This is a genomic window from Bacillus sp. FSL P4-0334 (assembly GCF_038004825.1).
Lineage (GTDB): Bacteria > Bacillota > Bacilli > Bacillales > Bacillaceae > Bacillus > Bacillus velezensis.
Window position 1 is genome coordinate 1,185,365 of the sequence record NZ_JBBORX010000001.1, and the last position, 21,610, is coordinate 1,206,974.

A 21,610-nucleotide genomic window follows, 5' to 3' on the forward strand; every position below is an offset into this window, starting at 1 on the left:
GGAGGTGTCCTAATGAAACTTCATGAATTAAAGCCTTCAGAAGGTTCACGTAAAGTACGCAATCGCGTAGGTCGTGGTATTGGTTCTGGTAACGGTAAAACAGCTGGTAAAGGTCACAAAGGTCAAAACGCTCGTTCTGGCGGCGGTGTACGCCCTGGATTCGAGGGGGGACAAATGCCTTTATTCCAACGTCTTCCTAAACGCGGTTTTACAAACATCAACCGTAAGGATTACGCTATTGTGAACGTAGACAAATTGAACGGTTTTGCGGAAGGAACGGAAGTCACTCCTGAACTTCTTCTTGAGACTGGTGTTATTAGCAAACTTAATGCAGGAGTAAAGATTCTTGGCAACGGTAAATTAGAGAAAAAATTAACTGTAAAAGCCAATAAATTCTCTGCTTCTGCGAAAGAAGCTGTTGAAGCTGCTGGCGGTACAGCTGAGGTGATCTAACTTGTTTAAGACAATCTCCAACTTTATGCGTGTGAGTGATATTCGGAATAAAATCATTTTTACATTACTCATGCTTATCGTCTTTCGCATAGGTGCATTTATCCCTGTGCCATATGTAAATGCTCAGGCGTTGCAGACACAAAGTTCGATGGGGGTTTTTGATCTCCTTAATACATTTGGCGGCGGTGCGCTTTATCAGTTCTCCATTTTTGCGATGGGAATTACGCCTTACATCACTGCTTCAATCATCATTCAGCTGCTTCAGATGGATGTTGTGCCGAAGTTTACCGAGTGGTCTAAGCAAGGTGAAGTCGGCCGCCGTAAATTAGCTCAGTTCACGAGATATTTTACGATTGTGCTTGGTTTTATCCAGGCATTAGGTATGTCTTACGGGTTTAACAACCTGGCAAACGGTATGCTGATTGAAAAATCCGGCATATCGACATATCTGATTATTGCTTTAGTACTCACTGGAGGAACTGCTTTTTTAATGTGGCTGGGAGAACAAATTACTTCCAATGGAGTAGGTAACGGAATTTCGATCATCATCTTCGCGGGGATTGTGGCTAGTATTCCGAAAACTGTTGGGCAGATTTATGAGACTCAATTTGTCGGCAGCAGCGATCAGCTGTTTATTCATATTGTAAAAATCGCTTTACTGGTGATTGCGATTTTGGCCGTTATTGTTGGTGTTATTTTCATTCAGCAGGCCGTACGCAAAATCGCGATTCAATATGCAAAAGGGCAAGGTCGTTCACCTGTTGGCGGAGGCCAGTCAACTCACCTTCCGCTTAAAGTGAATCCGGCAGGGGTTATTCCGGTAATCTTTGCGGTTGCGTTTCTTATTACGCCGCGTACTATCGCGTCATTTTTCGGAGAAAACAATGTGACAAAGTGGATTCAAGCCAACTTTGACAATACACATCCGGTGGGCATGGCGGTTTATGTCGCATTAATTATCGCCTTTACGTACTTCTATGCTTTTGTGCAGGTAAACCCTGAACAAATGGCTGATAACCTAAAAAAACAGGGTGGCTATATCCCGGGGGTTCGTCCAGGGAAAATGACTCAAGATAGAATTACGAGCATTTTGTATCGACTTACGTTTGTGGGTTCTATATTCTTAGCCGTGATTTCCATTCTTCCTATCTTTTTCATTCAATTCGCTGGATTGCCTCAAAGTGCACAGATTGGCGGAACATCATTGTTAATTGTCGTCGGGGTAGCCTTGGAGACAATGAAGCAGCTGGAGAGCCAGTTAGTGAAACGTAATTACCGAGGATTTATGAAAAATTAGAGGACTGGTTTTAACCATTCCTCTAAATAAGAGAGGACGGGGGAAATCCGAATGAACTTAGTCTTAATGGGACTTCCTGGAGCCGGTAAAGGCACACAGGGAGAACGAATTGTTGAGGATTATGGGATACCTCATATCTCAACGGGAGATATGTTCCGTGCTGCTATGAAAGAAGAAACACCACTCGGACTCGAAGCAAAGTCTTATATTGATAAAGGCGAGCTCGTACCGGACGAAGTCACAATCGGCATTGTCAAAGAAAGACTCGGCAAAGATGATTGTGAAAGAGGTTTTCTTCTGGACGGATTTCCGCGAACAGTCGCTCAGGCTGAAGCTCTTGAAAACATTCTTGAGGAATACGGCAAGCCGATTGATTATGTCATTAACATTAAAGTAGACAAAGACTCTTTAATGGAACGTTTGACTGGACGCAGAATTTGCAGTGTTTGCGGCACAACCTATCATTTGGTTTTCAATCCGCCGAAAACGCCGGGTGTTTGTGATAAAGACGGAGGAGACCTTTATCAACGGGCAGATGATAATGAGGAAACCGTCTCAAAACGGCTTGAGGTCAACATGAAGCAGACTCAGCCTTTACTCGATTTTTATTCTGAGAAAGGGTATCTTGTCAACGTCAATGGCCAGCAGGACATTAACGACGTGTACAAAGATGTGAAAGAGCTTCTTGGAGGATTGAGCAAATGATTATCTGTAAGACCCCTCGTGAGCTTGGCATCATGCGGGAAGCAGGGCGAATCGTGGCTTTGACTCATGAAGAGATGAAAAAGCACATTAAACCAGGAATCTCGACAAAAGAATTGGATCAAATTGCCGAACGTTTTATTGAGAAGCAGGGTGCAATCCCATCTTTTAAGGGGTATAATGGGTTTCGCGGGAGCATCTGTGTATCAGTTAATGAAGAACTCGTTCACGGAATACCCGGTAAAAGGGTTTTGCGTGACGGTGACATTATCAGCATTGATATCGGTGCTAAATTAAATGGTTATCATGGTGACTCTGCTTGGACATATCCGGTAGGAAACATCAGTGATGATGATAAACGACTGCTGGAAGTAACAGAGGAGTCTTTATATAAAGGCTTGAAGGAAGCAAAACCAGGTGAACGTTTGTCGAATATTTCCCACGCAATACAAACGTATGTCGAAAATGAGCAGTTTTCAGTTGTTAGGGAGTATGTCGGACATGGTGTTGGTCAAGACTTGCATGAGGATCCGCAAATTCCTCATTACGGTCCGCCAAACAAAGGACCTAGGCTGAAGCCTGGTATGGTTCTCGCTATAGAACCGATGGTTAACGCTGGCAGCCGATATGTGAAAACATTGGCTGATAACTGGACGGTTGTAACGGTAGATGGGAAAAAGTGTGCTCATTTTGAACATACGATTGCGATTACGGAAACGGGTTTTGATATACTGACAAAAGTCTAGATGATGAAATGAATTCCATGACACATGTTTTTCATTCCGCACCTGGGCAGATTGTAGGTTTACAATTGGTCGGAAGAAAAACCGACTAGCTGCTGTCACCGGAATGAAGATTCATCATCGTGTACTAAAGCAGACGGAGAAAAGCGTACATTTCATTCTCCTTAGAAAAAGAATATCAATCATTCACCCTTTATGATTGCGTATCTCCGGAAGTTCAGAACAGTATAAACGAAACAGGGCGTGTGACAAACGGATAACTGAGATTTTCTCTTTTGAAATTTGTCAGAGAGCAAGTTACTGATTTGAAGAAGGGAGAACACTTGAATGGCGAAAGACGATGTAATTGAAGTGGAAGGTACGATTGTCGAAACACTGCCAAACGCGATGTTCAAAGTTGAACTCGAAAATGGCCATACGGTTTTGGCTCACGTATCTGGTAAAATCCGCATGCACTTCATTCGCATTTTACCTGGAGACAAAGTTACGGTAGAATTATCTCCATATGACTTAACTCGTGGCAGGATTACGTACCGTTACAAATAAAGCACTCCGGAAACTGAAGGAGGTTGGAAACACATGAAAGTGAGACCATCAGTTAAACCAATCTGCGAGAAATGTAAAGTTATTCGCAGAAAAGGAAAAGTAATGGTGATCTGTGAAAATCCAAAGCATAAACAAAAACAAGGATAATTAATAAGGAGGTGCCCAGAGAATGGCTCGTATTGCTGGTGTAGATATCCCACGTGACAAACGTGTTGTTATTTCTTTAACATATGTCTTCGGAATTGGCCGCACAACGGCTCAGCAAGTCTTGAAAGAGGCTGGTGTTTCTGAAGATACTCGTGTGCGTGATCTTACTGAAGAAGAACTTGGTAAAATCCGTGATGTTATTGACAAACTGAAAGTAGAAGGTGACCTTCGCCGTGAAGTTTCTCTTAACATCAAGCGTCTGATCGAAATCGGAAGCTACCGCGGAATCCGCCATCGCAGAGGTTTGCCTGTTCGCGGACAAAACTCTAAAAACAATGCGCGTACTCGTAAAGGTCCGCGTCGTACTGTAGCTAACAAGAAAAAATAAGTAAGGGAGGTACCTAAACAATGGCTGCTGCTCGTAAACAAAACACGCGTAAACGTCGCGTGAAAAAGAATATTGAGTCAGGAATCGCTCATATTCGTTCAACTTTCAACAACACGATCGTTACGATCACTGATACTCATGGTAATGCTCTTTCTTGGTCAAGTGCCGGAGCTCTAGGATTCAGAGGTTCTCGTAAATCTACTCCTTTTGCTGCGCAAATGGCTGCTGAAACAGCTGCTAAAGGTTCAATCGAACACGGACTTAAAACTCTTGAAGTAACTGTTAAAGGACCAGGTTCTGGCCGTGAAGCTGCAATCCGTGCTTTACAAGCTGCCGGACTTGAAGTTACAGCTATCAGAGACGTAACTCCTGTTCCTCATAATGGATGCCGTCCACCAAAACGTCGCCGCGTGTAATTTGTTTGTATAGATTTTGTGTCCCTGTCAATAATGGGTTATGATACAGTTATTTATGAAACGAATGCACCGACTCGTTGCCTGAGCACATACGGGACTAAACAATGGGGAATTTCGGATGGAATCTCATATGATTCTATTCGAGGTTTCGACGTTTTGAAGGAGGGTTTTAAGTAATGATCGAGATTGAAAAACCAAAAATCGAAACGGTTGAAATCAGCGACGATGCCAAATTTGGTAAGTTTGTCGTAGAGCCGCTTGAGCGTGGATATGGTACAACTCTGGGTAACTCCTTACGTCGTATCCTCTTATCCTCACTCCCTGGTGCCGCTGTAACATCGATCCAGATAGATGGTGTACTGCACGAATTCTCGACAATCGAAGGCGTTGTGGAAGATGTTACAACGATAATCTTGCACATTAAAAAGCTTGCATTGAAAATCTACTCTGATGAAGAGAAGACGCTTGAAATTGATGTACAGGGCGAAGGAACTGTCACAGCAGCTGATATTACACACGACAGCGATGTTGAAATCCTTAATCCGGATCTTCATATCGCGACTCTTGGTGAGAATGCGAGTTTCCGAGTTCGCCTTACTGCACAAAGAGGACGTGGGTATACACCTGCTGATTCGAACAAAAGAGACGATCAGCCAATCGGCGTGATTCCGATCGATTCAATCTTTACGCCAGTTTCTCGTTTATCTTATCAGGTAGAAAACACTCGTGTAGGCCAGGTTGCAAACTATGACAAACTTACACTTGATGTTTGGACTGACGGAAGCACTGGACCGAAGGAAGCAATTGCTCTCGGTTCAAAGATTTTAACTGAACACCTTAATATATTCGTTGGTTTAACTGACGAAGCTCAGCATGCTGAAATCATGGTTGAAAAAGAAGAGGATCAAAAAGAAAAAGTTCTTGAAATGACGATTGAGGAACTTGACCTTTCTGTCCGTTCTTACAACTGCTTGAAGCGTGCGGGCATTAACACGGTTCAAGAACTTGCGAACAAGACGGAAGAAGATATGATGAAAGTTCGCAACCTGGGACGCAAATCACTTGAAGAAGTGAAAGCGAAACTAGAAGAACTTGGACTCGGCCTTCGCAAAGACGATTGATCTAGTTTCCATGTGAACTAGGATTTTCGTGTGTTTTTTATTTAGAAACAGCATTCCATTAAAGGAGGGGACATCACATGTCATACAGAAAACTAGGACGTACGAGTTCACAGCGTAAAGCTATGCTTCGTGATCTTACAACAGATTTGATCATCAACGAAAGAATTGAAACAACTGAAACACGTGCGAAAGAACTTCGCTCTGTTGTTGAAAAGATGATCACTCTTGGTAAGCGCGGTGACTTGCATGCTCGTCGTCAAGCTGCTGCATACATTCGCAACGAGGTTGCTAATGAAGAAAATAACCAAGATGCACTTCAAAAATTGTTCTCTGACATTGCAACTCGTTACGAGGAGCGCCAAGGCGGATACACACGTATTATGAAGCTTGGTCCTCGCCGTGGTGACGGTGCACCAATGGCAATCATCGAATTGGTTTAATCACATATTTTTGTGTATCTAAAGAAGGGCGGGACAGTTTCTAACTGGATCTATGCCCTTTTTTTAGATATCAGAACTTTTTATCATGAGACAGAAAAGCAGAGCTATAGCTGAGAGGAGGTCAGGCGCCCGTGGATCAAAAACAGCTTATATCCGTAAAAGACATTCTATTCCGCTACCGCAAAGATGCAGAAAGACCGGCGCTGGACGGTGTGAGTCTGGAGGTATACGAAGGAGAATGGCTTGCTATCGTAGGCCACAACGGTTCAGGGAAGTCGACTTTGGCCAGAGCGCTGAACGGACTGATTTTGCCTGAGGCCGGAGAAATTGAAGTCGGCGGCATCAAACTGACTGAGGATACCGTGTGGGATGTGCGAAAAAAAATAGGGATGGTCTTTCAGAATCCCGATAACCAATTTGTCGGAACGACTGTTCGCGATGATGTGGCTTTTGGTTTAGAAAACAATGGTGTTCCGCGCGAAGAAATGATTGAGAGAGTAGATTGGGCTGTCACACAAGTCAATATGCAGGATTTTCTTGATCAAGAGCCGCACCATCTCTCCGGAGGTCAAAAACAAAGAGTGGCGATCGCGGGGATTATTGCCGCGCGTCCTGATATTATGATTTTGGATGAAGCGACATCCATGCTTGACCCGATTGGGAGAGAAGAAGTCCTTGATACTGTCAGACGCTTAAAAGATCAGGGCATGGCCACCGTCATTTCGATAACACATGACCTGGAAGAAGCCGCAAGGGCGGACAGGATCATTGTGATGAACGGCGGCAGGAAATATGCAGAGGGCACGCCTGAAGAGATTTTTAAATTAAACGAAGACTTGGTTCGCATCGGTCTTGATTTGCCTTTCTCATTCCAGCTCAGCCTGCTTTTGAAAGAAAGCGGACTGGCGTTAACGAAAAACCATCTGACTCAGGAAGGGCTGGTGAATGAGCTGTGGACATTAAAATCAAAGATGTAGAACACCGCTATCAAATGAAGACACCGTTTGAACGGCTGGCTCTGTATGATATCAATGCCGTGATAAAAGAGGGCAGCTACGTTGCCGTCATCGGGCATACAGGGTCGGGCAAATCGACGCTCCTGCAGCATTTAAACGGTTTGCTGAAACCGACTAAAGGACAGCTTGAACTCGGGAGCACGATTCTGGCAGCCGGTAAAAAGAATAAAGACCTTAAGACTTTGCGAAAAAAAGTCGGAATCGTTTTCCAATTTCCCGAACATCAGCTGTTTGAAGAGACTGTGCTGAAGGACATCGCATTCGGACCGATGAATTTCGGTGTAAAAAAAGAAGACGCTGAACGGAAAGCAAAAGAAATGCTGGGGCTTGTGGGCCTTCCGGAAGACATTTTGAATCGTTCACCATTTGAGCTCAGCGGCGGCCAGATGCGCAGAGTGGCGATTGCCGGCGTTCTCGCGATGGAGCCGGAAGTGCTGGTTTTGGATGAACCGACGGCCGGTCTTGATCCGAGAGGGCGCCAGGACATTATGGACATGTTCTATGCGCTTCATCAGCGGGGAAACCTGACTACCGTTCTCGTCACCCATAGCATGGAGGACGCCGCCCGCTATGCTGACGAAATGATCGTCATGCACAAAGGAACCATTAAAGCGACGGGGAGTCCGCGTGACTTGTTTGTAAAAGGTGAAGAGATGGCCGAAATGGGACTGGATCTTCCTGAATCGGTGAAGTTTCAGAGACGGCTTGAGAAGGCTCTCGGAGTCAAGTATGAAAAACCCATGCTGACCCTGCAGGATGCCGCCAGTGAAATTAAGGCTTTCTTTCAGGAGGAAAAGGACCAATGATGGACAGCATGATTATCGGAAAGTATGTTCCCGGATCATCGCTTATTCACCGATTGGACCCGCGAACAAAACTTGTCAGCATTTTTCTTTTTGTATGTATCGTCTTTTTGGCAAACAACGTACAGACGTATGCTTTGCTCGGTTTGTTTACATTCGGGGTGATCGCCTTGACTCGCGTGCCGTTCAGTTTTTTGCTGAAGGGGCTTAAGCCGATTATCTGGATTGTGGCGTTTACCTTTTTATTACACATTTTCATGACGCATGAAGGATCTGTCATTTTTCAGCTTGGCTGGTTTAAAGTGTATGAGGGCGGACTTATACAGGGTATTTTTATCTCCCTCCGTTTCGTTTACCTTATCTTTATGACGACGCTGCTGACGCTGACAACAACGCCGATTGAAATAACGGATGGAATGGAGCAGCTCCTGAATCCTTTTAAAAAGGTGAAGCTGCCCGTACACGAACTCGCATTGATGATGTCGATATCATTGCGATTTATCCCGACATTGATGGAAGAGACAGATAAAATCATGAAGGCGCAAATGGCGAGGGGTGCGGACTTTACAAGCGGCCCGGTGAAAGACAGAATCAAAGCGGTTGTTCCGCTGCTTGTCCCGCTGTTTGTCAGCGCCTTTAAACGCGCGGAAGAGCTCGCGGTCGCCATGGAGGCGAGAGGCTACCAGGGCGGTGAGGGGAGAACGAAATACAGAAAGCTCGTCTGGACCGGAAAGGATACCGGAGCTATTCTGCTCATCATCTTATTAGCCGTGTTATTGTTTTTCTTAAGAAGTTAGAGGTGCTGCTGAATGAGAGTGAAATGTACCATTGCTTATGACGGGCATTTATTTAACGGATATCAGGTTCAGCCTGGAAAACGGACCGTTCAAAGTGAATTGGAAAAAGCGCTGGCCGTCATCCATAAAACGGACGGCAGAGTGCCTGTGTACTCATCCGGCCGCACGGACAGCGACGTTCATGCTGCCGGGCAGGTCATTCATTTTGATACGCCGCTGTCTATCCCGGCTGAGAAATGGCCGTTTGCGCTCAATGCCCTGCTGCCTGATGATATTGCCGTCAAAACAGCAGAGATTGCGGATGATGGGTTCCATGCACGATTTAGCGCGGTCCAAAAGGAATATCGCTACTTTGTATATACGGAGAAACACCCGGACGTATTTAAACGACATTACGCTTACCATTTTGCATATCCGCTTAATGTGCAGAAAATGAGGGAAGCTTCAAGGCACCTCGTCGGGACACATGATTTCACAAGCTTTTGCGCGGCTGATACCGCGGTTCAGGATAAAGTCAGAACGATTTACGAGCTGGATTGGACTGAGACCGGAGACGGCCTGCAGATGCGGATCACCGGTAACGGTTTTCTCTATAATATGGTCAGAATCATTGCCGGAACATTATTGGATACAGGAGCTGGAAAATTTTCTCCCGATGATGTAAAAGCAATTCTCGAAGCGAAAGATCGCGAAGCCGCGGGGCGCACCGCACCGGGGCACGGGCTGTATTTATGGAGCGTTTGCTATGACAACTAAACCAGGTGTAACATTTTCTTGACAGAGTCTGCATAAAGTTATAAGATATCATATGGTATGTATTTCAACCCCACGATAAGCCCCGGAACTTATTGTGTTGTGAAATAGAACGTAATCGAAGATTATTGAAAATGACAGATCATTTAGGAGGGAAATTCAATGCGTACAACACCTATGGCTAACGCAAGTACTATTGAACGCAAGTGGTTAGTTGTTGATGCTGCTGGTAAGACTTTAGGACGTCTTTCTACAGAAGTTGCATCTATCCTTCGCGGGAAACACAAACCGACTTACACACCGCACGTTGATACTGGAGATCATGTGATCATCATCAACGCTGAAAAAATCGAGTTAACTGGTAAAAAGTTAACTGACAAAATCTACTACCGTCACACTCAACATCCAGGCGGATTAAAATCAAGAACTGCTCTTGAAATGCGTACAAACTACCCTGAGAAAATGCTTGAGCTTGCTATCAAAGGCATGCTTCCAAAAGGTTCTCTAGGTCGTCAAATGTTCAAGAAATTGAACGTATACCGTGGTTCTGAGCATCCACATGAAGCACAAAAACCTGAAGTTTACGAACTTCGCGGTTAATTAAAAAGGAGGTTACCAATTTGGCACAGGTTCAATATTACGGTACTGGCCGTCGTAAAAGTTCTGTAGCGCGTGTGCGCTTAGTTCCAGGTGAAGGTCGTATCGTCGTTAATAATCGTGAAATCAGCGAGCACATTCCATCTCCAGCTCTAATCGAAGATATCAAACAACCATTAACTTTAACTGAAACAGCTGGTACTTATGATGTTTTAGTAAACGTACATGGAGGCGGCTTATCTGGTCAAGCTGGAGCAATCCGTCATGGTATCGCTCGTGCTTTGCTTGAAGCAGATCCAGAATACCGTGCAACACTTAAACGTGCTGGTCTTCTGACTCGTGACGCTCGTATGAAAGAACGTAAAAAATACGGTCTTAAAGGCGCTCGTCGTGCACCTCAGTTCTCAAAACGTTAATCGTTTTGGATGGCAAAAACCACAACTTCTTGGTTGTGGTTTTTTTGTATTTTTTTCTCATATTCAAGAGGTTATCCGATGTTTTTCTAGAATTGTTTGTTATACTCTATTCATTACCAATAAGGAGCGCAGTTATAATGAATAAGTTAGTCATACATAACAGCAAGGCATGGGATAAAAAAGTCGAAACAGGCAATGAATGGACGGTTGCGGTTGATTCTCATACGATTGGTGAAGCGAAAAAAGGCAATTGGAGCATCAGAATGACCCCCGGAAAAGATGTGCCGGCGGATTGGTTTCCGCCCATAGACGGTCTGAAGGTTCTTTGTCTCGCTTCAGGAGGAGGACAGCAAGGGCCGGTCCTTGCTGCTGCAGGAGCGGACGTGACCATCTTTGACAATTCGGAAAAACAGCTTGCGCAAGACAGAATGGTTGCCGAGCGGGACGATCTTACGCTTCGGACTGTCAAAGGCAGCATGAATGATCTGAGCTGTTTTGATGATGAGTCATTTGATTTTATCGTGCACCCGGTATCGAATTGCTTTGTTGATACGGTTCTTCCGGTATGGAAAGAAGCTCATCGCGTATTGAAAAAAGGCGGGTCTTTAGTCTCCGGTTTTGTAAATCCCGTCGTGTTCTTATTTGATATGGATTTAGAGCAGGAAGGCGTACTAAAAGTAAAGTATTCCATTCCGTTTTCGGATGAAAAAGATCTGAGTAAGAAAAAGGTAAAGGAACTTATTGATAATCATGAAGCGCTTGAATTCGGCCATACGCTGGAGGATCAAATTAAAGGTCAGATTGACGCAGGCTTCATGGTTGCCGGTTTTTACGAGGACAAAGGCGGCCTCGTGCTGGATGAATACATTAATACATACTCCGTAACAAGAAGCATTAAAATATAAAAACGGCATCCCGTCAGAGGTGCTGTTTTTTTGCGGCTTTTTCCTGCGGACGGCTGATCACATTAGCCGAAACCGGTTCTACTCCAATTTCTCTGGCCCAAACCGACAGTTGTCCCATATGGTGAATCTCATGCGCAAGGATGTGGCGGAGAATATCTTCTTTAGGAAAGGTTTGGTCCATCCAGCCCGGCTTAACAAGATCCGGTCCTTTGAGGGAGACCGCATGAATGACATCCTCCCGATACTGTTCAGACAGTTTTCTGAGATCCTGAATGCTCGTATAGTCAGACTCAGCAGGTAAAACATCATCTTTACCTAAAATGGCACGAGCCCAGCTGATCTCGACATCAATGATATGAAATAAAGTCCGCAAGATGCTCTTCATTCCGCCCGTCCGGGTTTTCGTCAGTTCCTCCCGGCTCAGCTTTTCACATATCATAAACCACTCGTCACGCACCGTCCAATTGTATTGAAACAGCTTTTTCATCACGTCACCTCAGTTCTTTCTTCTTCCAGTTAACATAAAACTCCTTCATTTGGGAGGATTTCCACTATCAACAAAGCATGCTTTTTCCCTTTTCCTTTCAAAATAACAGTAAAAAGGAGCGTGGCTGGCAATGGCAGAAGTATTATCTTTTTCAGACGTGAAACGGCAGAAGGATTTTGAGCTTGAGAAGAGTTTACTAAAGGAGCTGTCACTGACGCAGATCATTCAGTCCGTAAAAGCATGTCTTACCCCTTTGTTTCCCTTTCTTCAAGACGAAAACGGCATTCTGAGTGAAGGATGCATAGATTTTGCAATTGAAGCGTATTTATTAGGCGGCCGGTTCGGCGTCTTTGGCTATTATGGTGAGTCTTTGCAGAGGGCAAACGCCCGTTCGGCTGAAGAAGAGGAAGAACTGACGGTCGATTTTTTTGAATATCTTTGCAATTGGACGCATGAGCAATATTCTTCCGTTAAACAAAAAGAAATCTATGAAGCGTCCTGCCGGTTTATCAACAGCTGGTGGACGGAAGGATTTCTGCAAAGAGAAAAACAATGTAAGCTCCGCATGAGGTAATCATAATTTCTTCCCTTGTCCCATACTTATTAATAACGGGGACAAGCGGGAGGGAAAGGTATGACAAAAAAGCTGAAATGGCTCGGTTTTTTACTTGGCTTTATCATATTATTGTGTTTATTCCGGTTTCAATTCCATAATGATGATTCCTGGCGGCCGTGGAGTCTGCCGCTGAGCGGGAAAATCATCTATCTCGATCCGGGACACGGCGGGCCGGACGGAGGCGCCACGGGAGGCAGTCACCTTGAAAAGGACATTACTCTCGAAGTGGCCTCCAGGGTAAGAGACTATTTGCAGGAGCAGGGAGCTTTGGTCATTATGACGCGGGAGACGGATACTGATTTAGCTCCTGAAGGGACAAAAGGCTACAGCAGACGCAAAGCGGAAGATCTGAGAAAGCGCGTGGAAATCATCAACCGTTCAGAGGCGGAGCTTTATATCAGCATTCATCTGAACGCCATACCGTCACCGAGATGGAGCGGCGCCCAAAGCTTCTACTATGGAAAATACGAAGAAAATGAAAAAGTGGCAAAATATATACAGGACGAATTGAGAATCAATTTGGAGAATACAACGAGAAAGGCGAAACGGATACACGGCATTTACTTAATGCAGAATGTAACCAAACCGGGCGCGCTGGTGGAAATCGGTTTTCTGTCCAATCCCGCGGAAGCGAAAAGGCTCGGCCAGCCCAAATATCAGGACAAAATCGCTTCTTCCGTGTATAAGGGCGTATTGAGATACTTCACAGAGAAAGGAGACCCTCCCGAGTAAGGAGGGTTTTTCGCCGATTCTATGTTTAATATATGGTATAATACCATTTGTAAACGAATACACAAAGGGTGAGGGTTCGATGATAAGAGAAGATGAAGTAAGAAATATAGTCGGAAACATGCGCGAACCTTTTCTTCATAGACCGCTGGGAGAATTGGATGCCATTAAAGAAGTAAAGATCAAGCCGGAAAAACGGCATGTCAGTGTGAAAATTGCATTGGCAAAAACGGGGACGGCTGAACAGATGGGTATTCAGCAGGAAATCGTATCCGTTCTGAAAGAAGCGGGTGCGGAAACTGTGGGACTGCGGTTTGAAGAGCTGCCGGAAGAAACATTGGCGAAATTCAGCCGGCCGGCTGCTGAAAGCGAAACCCTGCTGAATAGGAAACATCCGCCGGTCTTTCTTGCGGTGGCAAGCGGAAAAGGCGGTGTCGGCAAATCAACGGTTTCCGTCAACCTGGCCATTTCTCTTGCGCGGCTCGGAAAAAAAGTCGGCTTGATCGACGCGGATATATACGGATTCAGCGTGCCGGACATGATGGGTATTACAGTTCGCCCGACAGTAGAAGGAGAAAAACTGCTTCCTGTCGAAAGATTTGGAGTAAAGGTTATGTCGATGGGCTTTTTCGTCGAAGAAAACGCTCCGGTTGTGTGGAGAGGGCCGATGCTGGGCAAGATGCTGAATAACTTCTTCCATGAAGTTGACTGGGGAGAGGTTGACTATATCGTTCTTGATCTGCCGCCCGGCACGGGTGATGTGGCGCTCGATGTACACACGATGCTTCCGAGCTGCAAAGAGATTATCGTATCAACGCCGCACCCTACAGCCGCATTTGTAGCGGCGAGAGCGGGTTCTATGGCGATTAAGACCGATCATGAAGTTGTAGGGGTCATTGAAAATATGGCTTACTATGAAAGTGCAAAAACCGGCGAGAGAGAATATGTGTTCGGTCAAGGCGGGGGAGATAAGCTTGCGGAGGAATTGCAAGTGCCGCTGCTTGGCAGAATTCCTTTAAAACAGCCTGATTGGGACAAGGATCAGTTTGCGCCTTCTGTCTATGACAGAAGTCATCCGATCGGGGAAATTTATATGGGGATCGCCCAGAAAGTCATTGAAAAAACAGCTGAATAAAAAAGGGGCCGGGATCAACACGGCCCGGCCTTTTATTGGCTTTCTTTTTCAGAGCTTGAAGCTGCTTTTTTCAATTCATCCTCGAATTGCTTTTTGAAAAGCGGGCTGGAAAGTGTCTCTGTAATTACATCCTCTAAGTAACTGCGGAACTTTTGGCTTTTCACCAGCTCATAGTATTTTTTATCCATCCCGGGGTCCTGCATGATCTGCATAAAACTTTTCTGATAATCAGGGTCTTTCATCAGTTTTTTTATGATTTTTTCATGCTCGGGCTGAAGAGTTTTTGCAAAGCTCTCGGCGAATTTTGAGTCTTCAAAGATGGTTTTCCAGAACTCCGCCCCTTTTTTAGAGGTGAGGGTTTTCTCTATTGTGCCTTTAATGGCATTTTGATCAATCACCAATGCCTCATTCATCGCATCATCATTTAATATTTCCTTAATTGCCTTTTTTCCATCATCGGTCTTTAATATATCAACAACCATTTTTTTAGTCTGGTCATAATCCATATCCGCTGCTTGGTCTTTTGGAGCACAAGCTGTTACAGATAATAAAACAAAACAGCTTATCAATAGCGTTTTGGCTTTTGACATGCATAAGCTCCTTCCTTACTTGTACTTATTTTTAATATGATTCATCGGAATGGATTTATACATAACAAAATATCGCTGAACGCGATTGTCAGGGGGATGAATAAGAGATGAAAAGCCGCGGGCTTGTTCGATTTTTCTTTTCGATTTTAGCTGTGGGCGCTCTTATTACAAGCGTCGTGGGATTTGCTCTGAAGTGGGGGGAGTACAAGGGGTTCTTTCTGAATTTTGAGGCCGGTCAGATTTTCTCCGTTCTGATCTGGTTTATCGGGGTAGGCATGATTTTCAGTGTGATCAGCCAGATGGGATTCTTCGTTTTTCTGACGGTGCACCGGTTTGCCCTTGAAATTCTCAGATCAAGCTCGCTTTGGAATCTGCTTCAGCTGTTTATCATTCTGTTTGTCGCTTTTGATTTAATGTACGTCAGATTTTTGTTTTTCGGAGAGCGGGATGACTCGATTGCAGGGTTTGTCTGGCTGCCGCTGGCTCTGCTTGCCGTCGGCCTGTTGACGGCATATATAAAACAAAAGCAGTCCTCAAAAAATACGTTCGTTTCATCATTATTTTTAATGGTCGTTATTACAGCGCTTGAATGGGTTCCTGCGCTACGAGTGAATAATGAGGACTGGCTTTATTTGATGCTGATTCCGCTGATGGGCTGCAATGCGTTTCAGCTGTTAATGCTGCCGAAGTTTGCCCAGAGGTAGTTATTTCACTTCTGATGACTTGACGTCAGTATTTGCGATCAGGTCGCCGACGGTCACGTTTTTCAGTCCTTTTTGCTTTAAATTGTGAATAATGGCGGGGAGCGCTTCTTCAGTCTGTGTTGCTGAATCAGAGGCGTGCAGCAGGACAATGTCGCCGCCTTTTATATGACTGTTTACATTTTCAATGATTTTATCAGGACCGGGATTTGTCCAATCCTGCGAGTTAACGCTGTAATGAACCACTGAATAGTGGTACTGCTGTGCAATGGTAAGAACCTTTTTATTAAATTGTCCGGTCGGCGGGCGGAGTAAATGAACATTCTTCACACCCAGCTTTTTAAATGCGGTCTGGGCCCGGAGGATATCTTTTTTTATTTCATTGTCCTCTAGGTTGGTATAATTCTTATACGCATATCCCATGCTGCCGATTTGATGTCCGTCTTTTACCATACGTTCAACTGTGTCCGGGTGCCGTTCCGCCCAAGAAGCTGATAGAAAAAAAGTAGCGTTTTTAATACCGTTTGCTTTTAGCGCGTTCAGAATCGGAACCGCCTTTTCATCGCCCCAGCTGATATCGAATGTTAATGCGACTTCGCCCGCTTTCGTCTCCCCTTTTGAAATAGCCTTCGGGCCGCTATCAGTTAAAAATACAGGAAGGGGGACGGCTCTCTGTATATAAAAAAAGCTGGCTGCTGCAAATGCGGCAATGATAATAATAAGCAGCTGTTTTATCCTTCTGATGTGCCACACGTAGAAGTGATTCACTGATGACGCCTCCTTATCTTGTCCATGCTTGATTACATCGTATGCCGCGGCGGAGATGAATATAACGAAATACGTTTTAAAAAAATGAAAAAAACACTTGCTGAATTTAAAGAATGCATGGTATATTATTAAACGTCGCTGATGAACAGCAGACAACAACGAAAAGCTTCGGAAACAACTTAAAAAAAGTTGTTGACATAAAAGAAGCTGAGTGGTAAGATAATAAAGCTGCTTCAACAAGCGGTAATGATCTTTGAAAACTAAACAAGACAAAACGTACCTGTTAATTCAAAGTTTTAAATAAATCGCACAGCGATGTGCGTAGTCAGTCAAACTACTTTATCGGAGAGTTTGATCCTGGCTCAGGACGAACGCTGGCGGCGTGCCTAATACATGCAAGTCGAGCGGACAGATGGGAGCTTGCTCCCTGATGTTAGCGGCGGACGGGTGAGTAACACGTGGGTAACCTGCCTGTAAGACTGGGATAACTCCGGGAAACCGGGGCTAATACCGGATGGTTGTCTGAACCGCATGGTTCAGACATAAAAGGTGGCTTCGGCTACCACTTACAGATGGACCCGCGGCGCATTAGCTAGTTGGTGAGGTAACGGCTCACCAAGGCGACGATGCGTAGCCGACCTGAGAGGGTGATCGGCCACACTGGGACTGAGACACGGCCCAGACTCCTACGGGAGGCAGCAGTAGGGAATCTTCCGCAATGGACGAAAGTCTGACGGAGCAACGCCGCGTGAGTGATGAAGGTTTTCGGATCGTAAAGCTCTGTTGTTAGGGAAGAACAAGTGCCGTTCAAATAGGGCGGCACCTTGACGGTACCTAACCAGAAAGCCACGGCTAACTACGTGCCAGCAGCCGCGGTAATACGTAGGTGGCAAGCGTTGTCCGGAATTATTGGGCGTAAAGGGCTCGCAGGCGGTTTCTTAAGTCTGATGTGAAAGCCCCCGGCTCAACCGGGGAGGGTCATTGGAAACTGGGGAACTTGAGTGCAGAAGAGGAGAGTGGAATTCCACGTGTAGCGGTGAAATGCGTAGAGATGTGGAGGAACACCAGTGGCGAAGGCGACTCTCTGGTCTGTAACTGACGCTGAGGAGCGAAAGCGTGGGGAGCGAACAGGATTAGATACCCTGGTAGTCCACGCCGTAAACGATGAGTGCTAAGTGTTAGGGGGTTTCCGCCCCTTAGTGCTGCAGCTAACGCATTAAGCACTCCGCCTGGGGAGTACGGTCGCAAGACTGAAACTCAAAGGAATTGACGGGGGCCCGCACAAGCGGTGGAGCATGTGGTTTAATTCGAAGCAACGCGAAGAACCTTACCAGGTCTTGACATCCTCTGACAATCCTAGAGATAGGACGTCCCCTTCGGGGGCAGAGTGACAGGTGGTGCATGGTTGTCGTCAGCTCGTGTCGTGAGATGTTGGGTTAAGTCCCGCAACGAGCGCAACCCTTGATCTTAGTTGCCAGCATTCAGTTGGGCACTCTAAGGTGACTGCCGGTGACAAACCGGAGGAAGGTGGGGATGACGTCAAATCATCATGCCCCTTATGACCTGGGCTACACACGTGCTACAATGGACAGAACAAAGGGCAGCGAAACCGCGAGGTTAAGCCAATCCCACAAATCTGTTCTCAGTTCGGATCGCAGTCTGCAACTCGACTGCGTGAAGCTGGAATCGCTAGTAATCGCGGATCAGCATGCCGCGGTGAATACGTTCCCGGGCCTTGTACACACCGCCCGTCACACCACGAGAGTTTGTAACACCCGAAGTCGGTGAGGTAACCTTTTAGGAGCCAGCCGCCGAAGGTGGGACAGATGATTGGGGTGAAGTCGTAACAAGGTAGCCGTATCGGAAGGTGCGGCTGGATCACCTCCTTTCTAAGGATTTTAACGGAATATAAGACCTTGGGTCTTATAAACAGAACGTTCCCTGTCTTGTTTAGTTTTGAAGGATCATTCGATTCTTCGAGATGTTGTTCTTTGAAAACTAGATAACAGAAGTAATTCACATTCAATTAGTAATGCAAGATATCACGTAGTGATTCTTTTTAACGGTTAAGTTAGAAAGGGCGCACGGTGGATGCCTTGGCACTAGGAGCCGATGAAGGACGGGACGAACACCGATATGCTTCGGGGAGCTGTAAGCAAGCTTTGATCCGGAGATTTCCGAATGGGGAAACCCACCACTCGTAATGGAGTGGTATCCATATCTGAATACATAGGATATGAGAAGGCAGACCCGGGGAACTGAAACATCTAAGTACCCGGAGGAAGAGAAAGCAAATGCGATTCCCTGAGTAGCGGCGAGCGAAACGGGACCAGCCCAAACCAAGAGGCTTGCCTCTTGGGGTTGTAGGACACTCTGTACGGAGTTACAAAGGAACGAGGTAGATGAAGAGGTCTGGAAAGGCCCGCCATAGGAGGTAACAGCCCTGTAGTCAAAACTTCGTTCTCTCCTGAGTGGATCCTGAGTACGGCGGAACACGTGAAATTCCGTCGGAATCCGGGAGGACCATCTCCCAAGGCTAAATACTCCCTAGTGACCGATAGTGAACCAGTACCGTGAGGGAAAGGTGAAAAGCACCCCGGAAGGGGAGTGAAAGAGATCCTGAAACCGTGTGCCTACAAGTAGTCAGAGCCCGTTAACGGGTGATGGCGTGCCTTTTGTAGAATGAACCGGCGAGTTACGATCCCGTGCAAGGTTAAGCAGAAGATGCGGAGCCGCAGCGAAAGCGAGTCTGAATAGGGCGAATTGAGTACGTGGTCGTAGACCCGAAACCAGGTGATCTACCCATGTCCAGGGTGAAGTTCAGGTAACACTGAATGGAGGCCCGAACCCACGCACGTTGAAAAGTGCGGGGATGAGGTGTGGGTAGGGGTGAAATGCCAATCGAACCTGGAGATAGCTGGTTCTCTCCGAAATAGCTTTAGGGCTAGCCTCAAGGTAAGAGTCTCGGAGGTAGAGCACTGATTGGACTAGGGGCCCCTACCGGGTTACCGAATTCAGTCAAACTCCGAATGCCGATGACTTATCCTTGGGAGTCAGACTGCGAGTGATAAGATCCGTAGTCGAAAGGGAAACAGCCCAGACTGCCAGCTAAGGTCCCAAAGTATACGTTAAGTGGAAAAGGATGTGGAGTTGCTTAGACAACCAGGATGTTGGCTTAGAAGCAGCCACCATTTAAAGAGTGCGTAATAGCTCACTGGTCGAGTGACTCTGCGCCGAAAATGTACCGGGGCTAAACGTATCACCGAAGCTGCGGACTGTTCTTCGAACAGTGGTAGGAGAGCGTTCTAAGGGCTGTGAAGCAAGACCGGAAGGACTTGTGGAGCGCTTAGAAGTGAGAATGCCGGTATGAGTAGCGAAAGAGGGGTGAGAATCCCCTCCACCGAATGCCTAAGGTTTCCTGAGGAAGGCTCGTCCGCTCAGGGTTAGTCGGGACCTAAGCCGAGGCCGAAAGGCGTAGGCGATGGATAACAGGTTGATATTCCTGTACCACCTCCTCACCATTTGAGCAATGGGGGGACGCAGGAGGATAGGGTAAGCGCGGTATTGGATATCCGCGTCCAAGCAGTTAGGCTGGGAAATAGGCAAATCCGTTTCCCGTGAAGGCTGAGCTGTGATGGCGAGCGAATTATAGTAGCGAAGTTCCTGATTCCACACTGCCAAGAAAAGCCTCTAGCGAGGTGAGAGGTGCCCGTACCGCAAACCGACACAGGTAGGCGAGGAGAGAATCCTAAGGTGATCGAGAGAACTCTCGTTAAGGAACTCGGCAAAATGACCCCGTAACTTCGGGAGAAGGGGTGCTCTGTTAGGGTGCAAGCCCGAGAGAGCCGCAGTGAATAGGCCCAGGCGACTGTTTAGCAAAAACACAGGTCTCTGCGAAGCCGTAAGGCGAAGTATAGGGGCTGACGCCTGCCCGGTGCTGGAAGGTTAAGAGGAGCGCTTAGCGTAAGCGAAGGTGCGAATTGAAGCCCCAGTAAACGGCGGCCGTAACTATAACGGTCCTAAGGTAGCGAAATTCCTTGTCGGGTAAGTTCCGACCCGCACGAAAGGCGCAACGATCTGGGCACTGTCTCAACGAGAGACTCGGTGAAATTATAGTACCTGTGAAGATGCAGGTTACCCGCGACAGGACGGAAAGACCCCGTGGAGCTTTACTGCAGCCTGATATTGAATGTTGGTACAGCTTGTACAGGATAGGTAGGAGCCTTGGAAACCGGAGCGCCAGCTTCGGTGGAGGCATCGGTGGGATACTACCCTGGCTGTATTGACCTTCTAACCCGCCGCCCTTATCGGGCGGGGAGACAGTGTCAGGTGGGCAGTTTGACTGGGGCGGTCGCCTCCTAAAAGGTAACGGAGGCGCCCAAAGGTTCCCTCAGAATGGTTGGAAATCATTCGCAGAGTGTAAAGGCACAAGGGAGCTTGACTGCGAGACCTACAAGTCGAGCAGGGACGAAAGTCGGGCTTAGTGATCCGGTGGTTCCGCATGGAAGGGCCATCGCTCAACGGATAAAAGCTACCCCGGGGATAACAGGCTTATCTCCCCCAAGAGTCCACATCGACGGGGAGGTTTGGCACCTCGATGTCGGCTCATCGCATCCTGGGGCTGTAGTCGGTCCCAAGGGTTGGGCTGTTCGCCCATTAAAGCGGTACGCGAGCTGGGTTCAGAACGTCGTGAGACAGTTCGGTCCCTATCCGTCGCGGGCGCAGGAAATTTGAGAGGAGCTGTCCTTAGTACGAGAGGACCGGGATGGACGCACCGCTGGTGTACCAGTTGTTCTGCCAAGGGCATCGCTGGGTAGCTATGTGCGGACGGGATAAGTGCTGAAAGCATCTAAGCATGAAGCCCCCCTCAAGATGAGATTTCCCATTCCGCAAGGAAGTAAGATCCCTGAAAGATGATCAGGTTGATAGGTCTGAGGTGGAAGTGTGGCGACACATGGAGCTGACAGATACTAATCGATCGAGGACTTAACCAATTTGAATGTATGCTTACTGTTATCTAGTTTTGAGAGAACACTCTCAATGG

24 protein-coding genes, 2 rRNA genes and 1 pseudogene are annotated in these 21,610 nt (G+C 46.5%); 24 read left to right on the plus strand and 3 right to left on the minus strand.

Annotated elements, in window-relative coordinates; genetic code table 11:
* Positions 1–12: 12 nt before the first annotated feature.
* The 18 genes and pseudogenes from rplO to NSQ37_RS06220 all read left to right on the plus strand — a co-directional run bounded on the left by rplO (position 13) and on the right by NSQ37_RS06220 (position 11,540).
* Positions 13–453, plus strand: a complete 441-nt coding sequence (gene rplO / locus NSQ37_RS06135) for a 50S ribosomal protein L15 (RefSeq protein WP_007410405.1) — start codon at positions 13–15, stop codon at positions 451–453.
* 1 nt (position 454) lies between these two features.
* The gene (gene secY, locus NSQ37_RS06140) at positions 455–1,750 is read left to right on the plus strand and encodes a preprotein translocase subunit SecY (protein WP_007615246.1); all 1,296 of its coding nucleotides are present in this window, start codon (positions 455–457) and stop codon (positions 1,748–1,750) included.
* Between the two features lie 51 nt (positions 1,751–1,801).
* Positions 1,802–2,455: an adenylate kinase gene (locus NSQ37_RS06145; RefSeq protein ID WP_007410407.1), complete on the plus strand. Its 654-nt coding sequence runs from the start codon at positions 1,802–1,804 to the stop codon at positions 2,453–2,455.
* Complete coding sequence (gene map, locus NSQ37_RS06150) at positions 2,452–3,198, plus strand: type I methionyl aminopeptidase (RefSeq protein ID WP_007410408.1); 747 nt, start codon at positions 2,452–2,454, stop codon at positions 3,196–3,198. Before NSQ37_RS06145 ends, map begins: the two co-directional genes overlap by 4 nt.
* A gap of 64 nt (positions 3,199–3,262) precedes the next feature.
* Positions 3,263–3,545, plus strand: a pseudogene (locus NSQ37_RS06155) (KOW domain-containing RNA-binding protein).
* On the plus strand, positions 3,523–3,741 hold the full coding sequence (infA, locus tag NSQ37_RS06160) for a translation initiation factor IF-1 (protein WP_003156508.1): 219 nt from the start codon (positions 3,523–3,525) through the stop codon (positions 3,739–3,741). The pseudogene NSQ37_RS06155 and the gene infA overlap by 23 nt, the downstream one beginning before the upstream one ends.
* Positions 3,742–3,774: 33 nt before the next feature.
* Complete coding sequence (rpmJ, locus tag NSQ37_RS06165; protein ID WP_003156543.1) at positions 3,775–3,888, plus strand: 50S ribosomal protein L36; 114 nt, start codon at positions 3,775–3,777, stop codon at positions 3,886–3,888.
* Positions 3,889–3,910: 22 nt separating this feature from the next.
* Entirely contained in the window at positions 3,911–4,276 is a 366-nt protein-coding gene (gene rpsM / locus NSQ37_RS06170) for a 30S ribosomal protein S13 (RefSeq protein ID WP_003156545.1), read from the plus strand.
* Between the two features lie 20 nt (positions 4,277–4,296).
* Complete coding sequence (gene rpsK / locus NSQ37_RS06175) at positions 4,297–4,692, plus strand: 30S ribosomal protein S11 (RefSeq protein WP_007410409.1); 396 nt, start codon at positions 4,297–4,299, stop codon at positions 4,690–4,692.
* 176 nt (positions 4,693–4,868) lie between these two features.
* The gene (locus NSQ37_RS06180; protein WP_003156549.1) at positions 4,869–5,813 is read left to right on the plus strand and encodes a DNA-directed RNA polymerase subunit alpha; all 945 of its coding nucleotides are present in this window, start codon (positions 4,869–4,871) and stop codon (positions 5,811–5,813) included.
* A gap of 77 nt (positions 5,814–5,890) precedes the next feature.
* Positions 5,891–6,253 (plus strand): 50S ribosomal protein L17, encoded by a 363-nt coding sequence (gene rplQ / locus NSQ37_RS06185; protein WP_003156550.1) that lies wholly within the window; start codon positions 5,891–5,893, stop codon positions 6,251–6,253.
* Between the two features lie 131 nt (positions 6,254–6,384).
* Positions 6,385–7,230: an energy-coupling factor ABC transporter ATP-binding protein gene (locus NSQ37_RS06190; protein ID WP_007615256.1), complete on the plus strand. Its 846-nt coding sequence runs from the start codon at positions 6,385–6,387 to the stop codon at positions 7,228–7,230.
* Positions 7,206–8,075 carry an energy-coupling factor ABC transporter ATP-binding protein gene (locus NSQ37_RS06195; RefSeq protein ID WP_341123410.1) on the plus strand — a complete coding sequence of 290 codons (870 nt, stop codon included), beginning with the start codon at positions 7,206–7,208 and terminating at the stop codon, positions 8,073–8,075. Before NSQ37_RS06190 ends, NSQ37_RS06195 begins: the two co-directional genes overlap by 25 nt.
* A complete protein-coding gene (locus NSQ37_RS06200) occupies positions 8,072–8,869 on the plus strand; it encodes an energy-coupling factor transporter transmembrane component T family protein (protein WP_041481996.1) in 798 nt (265 codons plus the stop codon). The genes NSQ37_RS06195 and NSQ37_RS06200 overlap by 4 nt, the downstream gene beginning before the upstream one ends.
* A gap of 12 nt (positions 8,870–8,881) precedes the next feature.
* Positions 8,882–9,625: a tRNA pseudouridine(38-40) synthase TruA gene (gene truA / locus NSQ37_RS06205; protein WP_253612702.1), complete on the plus strand. Its 744-nt coding sequence runs from the start codon at positions 8,882–8,884 to the stop codon at positions 9,623–9,625.
* A 159-nt stretch (positions 9,626–9,784) separates the two neighbouring features.
* Positions 9,785–10,222, plus strand: a complete 438-nt coding sequence (gene rplM, locus NSQ37_RS06210; RefSeq protein WP_003225844.1) for a 50S ribosomal protein L13 — start codon at positions 9,785–9,787, stop codon at positions 10,220–10,222.
* Between the two features lie 20 nt (positions 10,223–10,242).
* Complete coding sequence (rpsI, locus tag NSQ37_RS06215) at positions 10,243–10,635, plus strand: 30S ribosomal protein S9 (RefSeq protein ID WP_003225846.1); 393 nt, start codon at positions 10,243–10,245, stop codon at positions 10,633–10,635.
* A gap of 137 nt (positions 10,636–10,772) precedes the next feature.
* Complete coding sequence (locus tag NSQ37_RS06220) at positions 10,773–11,540, plus strand: class I SAM-dependent methyltransferase (RefSeq protein WP_007410414.1); 768 nt, start codon at positions 10,773–10,775, stop codon at positions 11,538–11,540.
* A 13-nt stretch (positions 11,541–11,553) separates the two neighbouring features.
* On the opposite strand, the gene NSQ37_RS06225 is transcribed toward NSQ37_RS06220, so the two are convergent.
* Entirely contained in the window at positions 11,554–12,027 is a 474-nt protein-coding gene (locus NSQ37_RS06225; RefSeq protein ID WP_059366899.1) for a DinB family protein, read from the minus strand.
* A 130-nt stretch (positions 12,028–12,157) separates the two neighbouring features.
* Here NSQ37_RS06225 and NSQ37_RS06230 point away from each other — a divergent pair, with 130 nt between their 5' ends.
* The 3 genes from NSQ37_RS06230 (at position 12,158) to NSQ37_RS06240 (ending at position 14,507) form a co-directional block, all read left to right on the plus strand.
* Positions 12,158–12,601 (plus strand): DUF2521 family protein, encoded by a 444-nt coding sequence (locus NSQ37_RS06230; RefSeq protein WP_011996201.1) that lies wholly within the window; start codon positions 12,158–12,160, stop codon positions 12,599–12,601.
* A 60-nt stretch (positions 12,602–12,661) separates the two neighbouring features.
* Entirely contained in the window at positions 12,662–13,375 is a 714-nt protein-coding gene (gene cwlD / locus NSQ37_RS06235; protein ID WP_007410417.1) for an N-acetylmuramoyl-L-alanine amidase CwlD, read from the plus strand.
* Positions 13,376–13,454: 79 nt separating this feature from the next.
* Positions 13,455–14,507 carry an Mrp/NBP35 family ATP-binding protein gene (locus tag NSQ37_RS06240; protein WP_007410418.1) on the plus strand — a complete coding sequence of 351 codons (1,053 nt, stop codon included), beginning with the start codon at positions 13,455–13,457 and terminating at the stop codon, positions 14,505–14,507.
* A gap of 32 nt (positions 14,508–14,539) precedes the next feature.
* On the opposite strand, the gene gerD is transcribed toward NSQ37_RS06240, so the two are convergent.
* Entirely contained in the window at positions 14,540–15,097 is a 558-nt protein-coding gene (gene gerD / locus NSQ37_RS06245; RefSeq protein WP_007410419.1) for a spore germination lipoprotein GerD, read from the minus strand.
* 107 nt (positions 15,098–15,204) lie between these two features.
* Between gerD and kbaA the strand changes: the two genes are divergently transcribed.
* A complete protein-coding gene (gene kbaA / locus NSQ37_RS06250) occupies positions 15,205–15,801 on the plus strand; it encodes a KinB-signaling pathway activation protein (RefSeq protein WP_007410420.1) in 597 nt (198 codons plus the stop codon).
* On the opposite strand, the gene pdaB is transcribed toward kbaA, so the two are convergent.
* A complete protein-coding gene (gene pdaB / locus NSQ37_RS06255; protein ID WP_011996204.1) occupies positions 15,802–16,566 on the minus strand; it encodes a polysaccharide deacetylase family sporulation protein PdaB in 765 nt (254 codons plus the stop codon).
* Positions 16,567–16,905: 339 nt separating this feature from the next.
* Between pdaB and NSQ37_RS06260 the strand changes: the two genes are divergently transcribed.
* A 16S ribosomal RNA gene (locus NSQ37_RS06260) occupies positions 16,906–18,455 on the plus strand.
* Between the two features lie 175 nt (positions 18,456–18,630).
* Positions 18,631–21,560 (plus strand): 23S ribosomal RNA (locus tag NSQ37_RS06265).
* The 16S and 23S rRNA genes sit together here, the layout of an rRNA operon.
* The last annotated feature ends 50 nt before the right edge of the window (positions 21,561–21,610 follow it).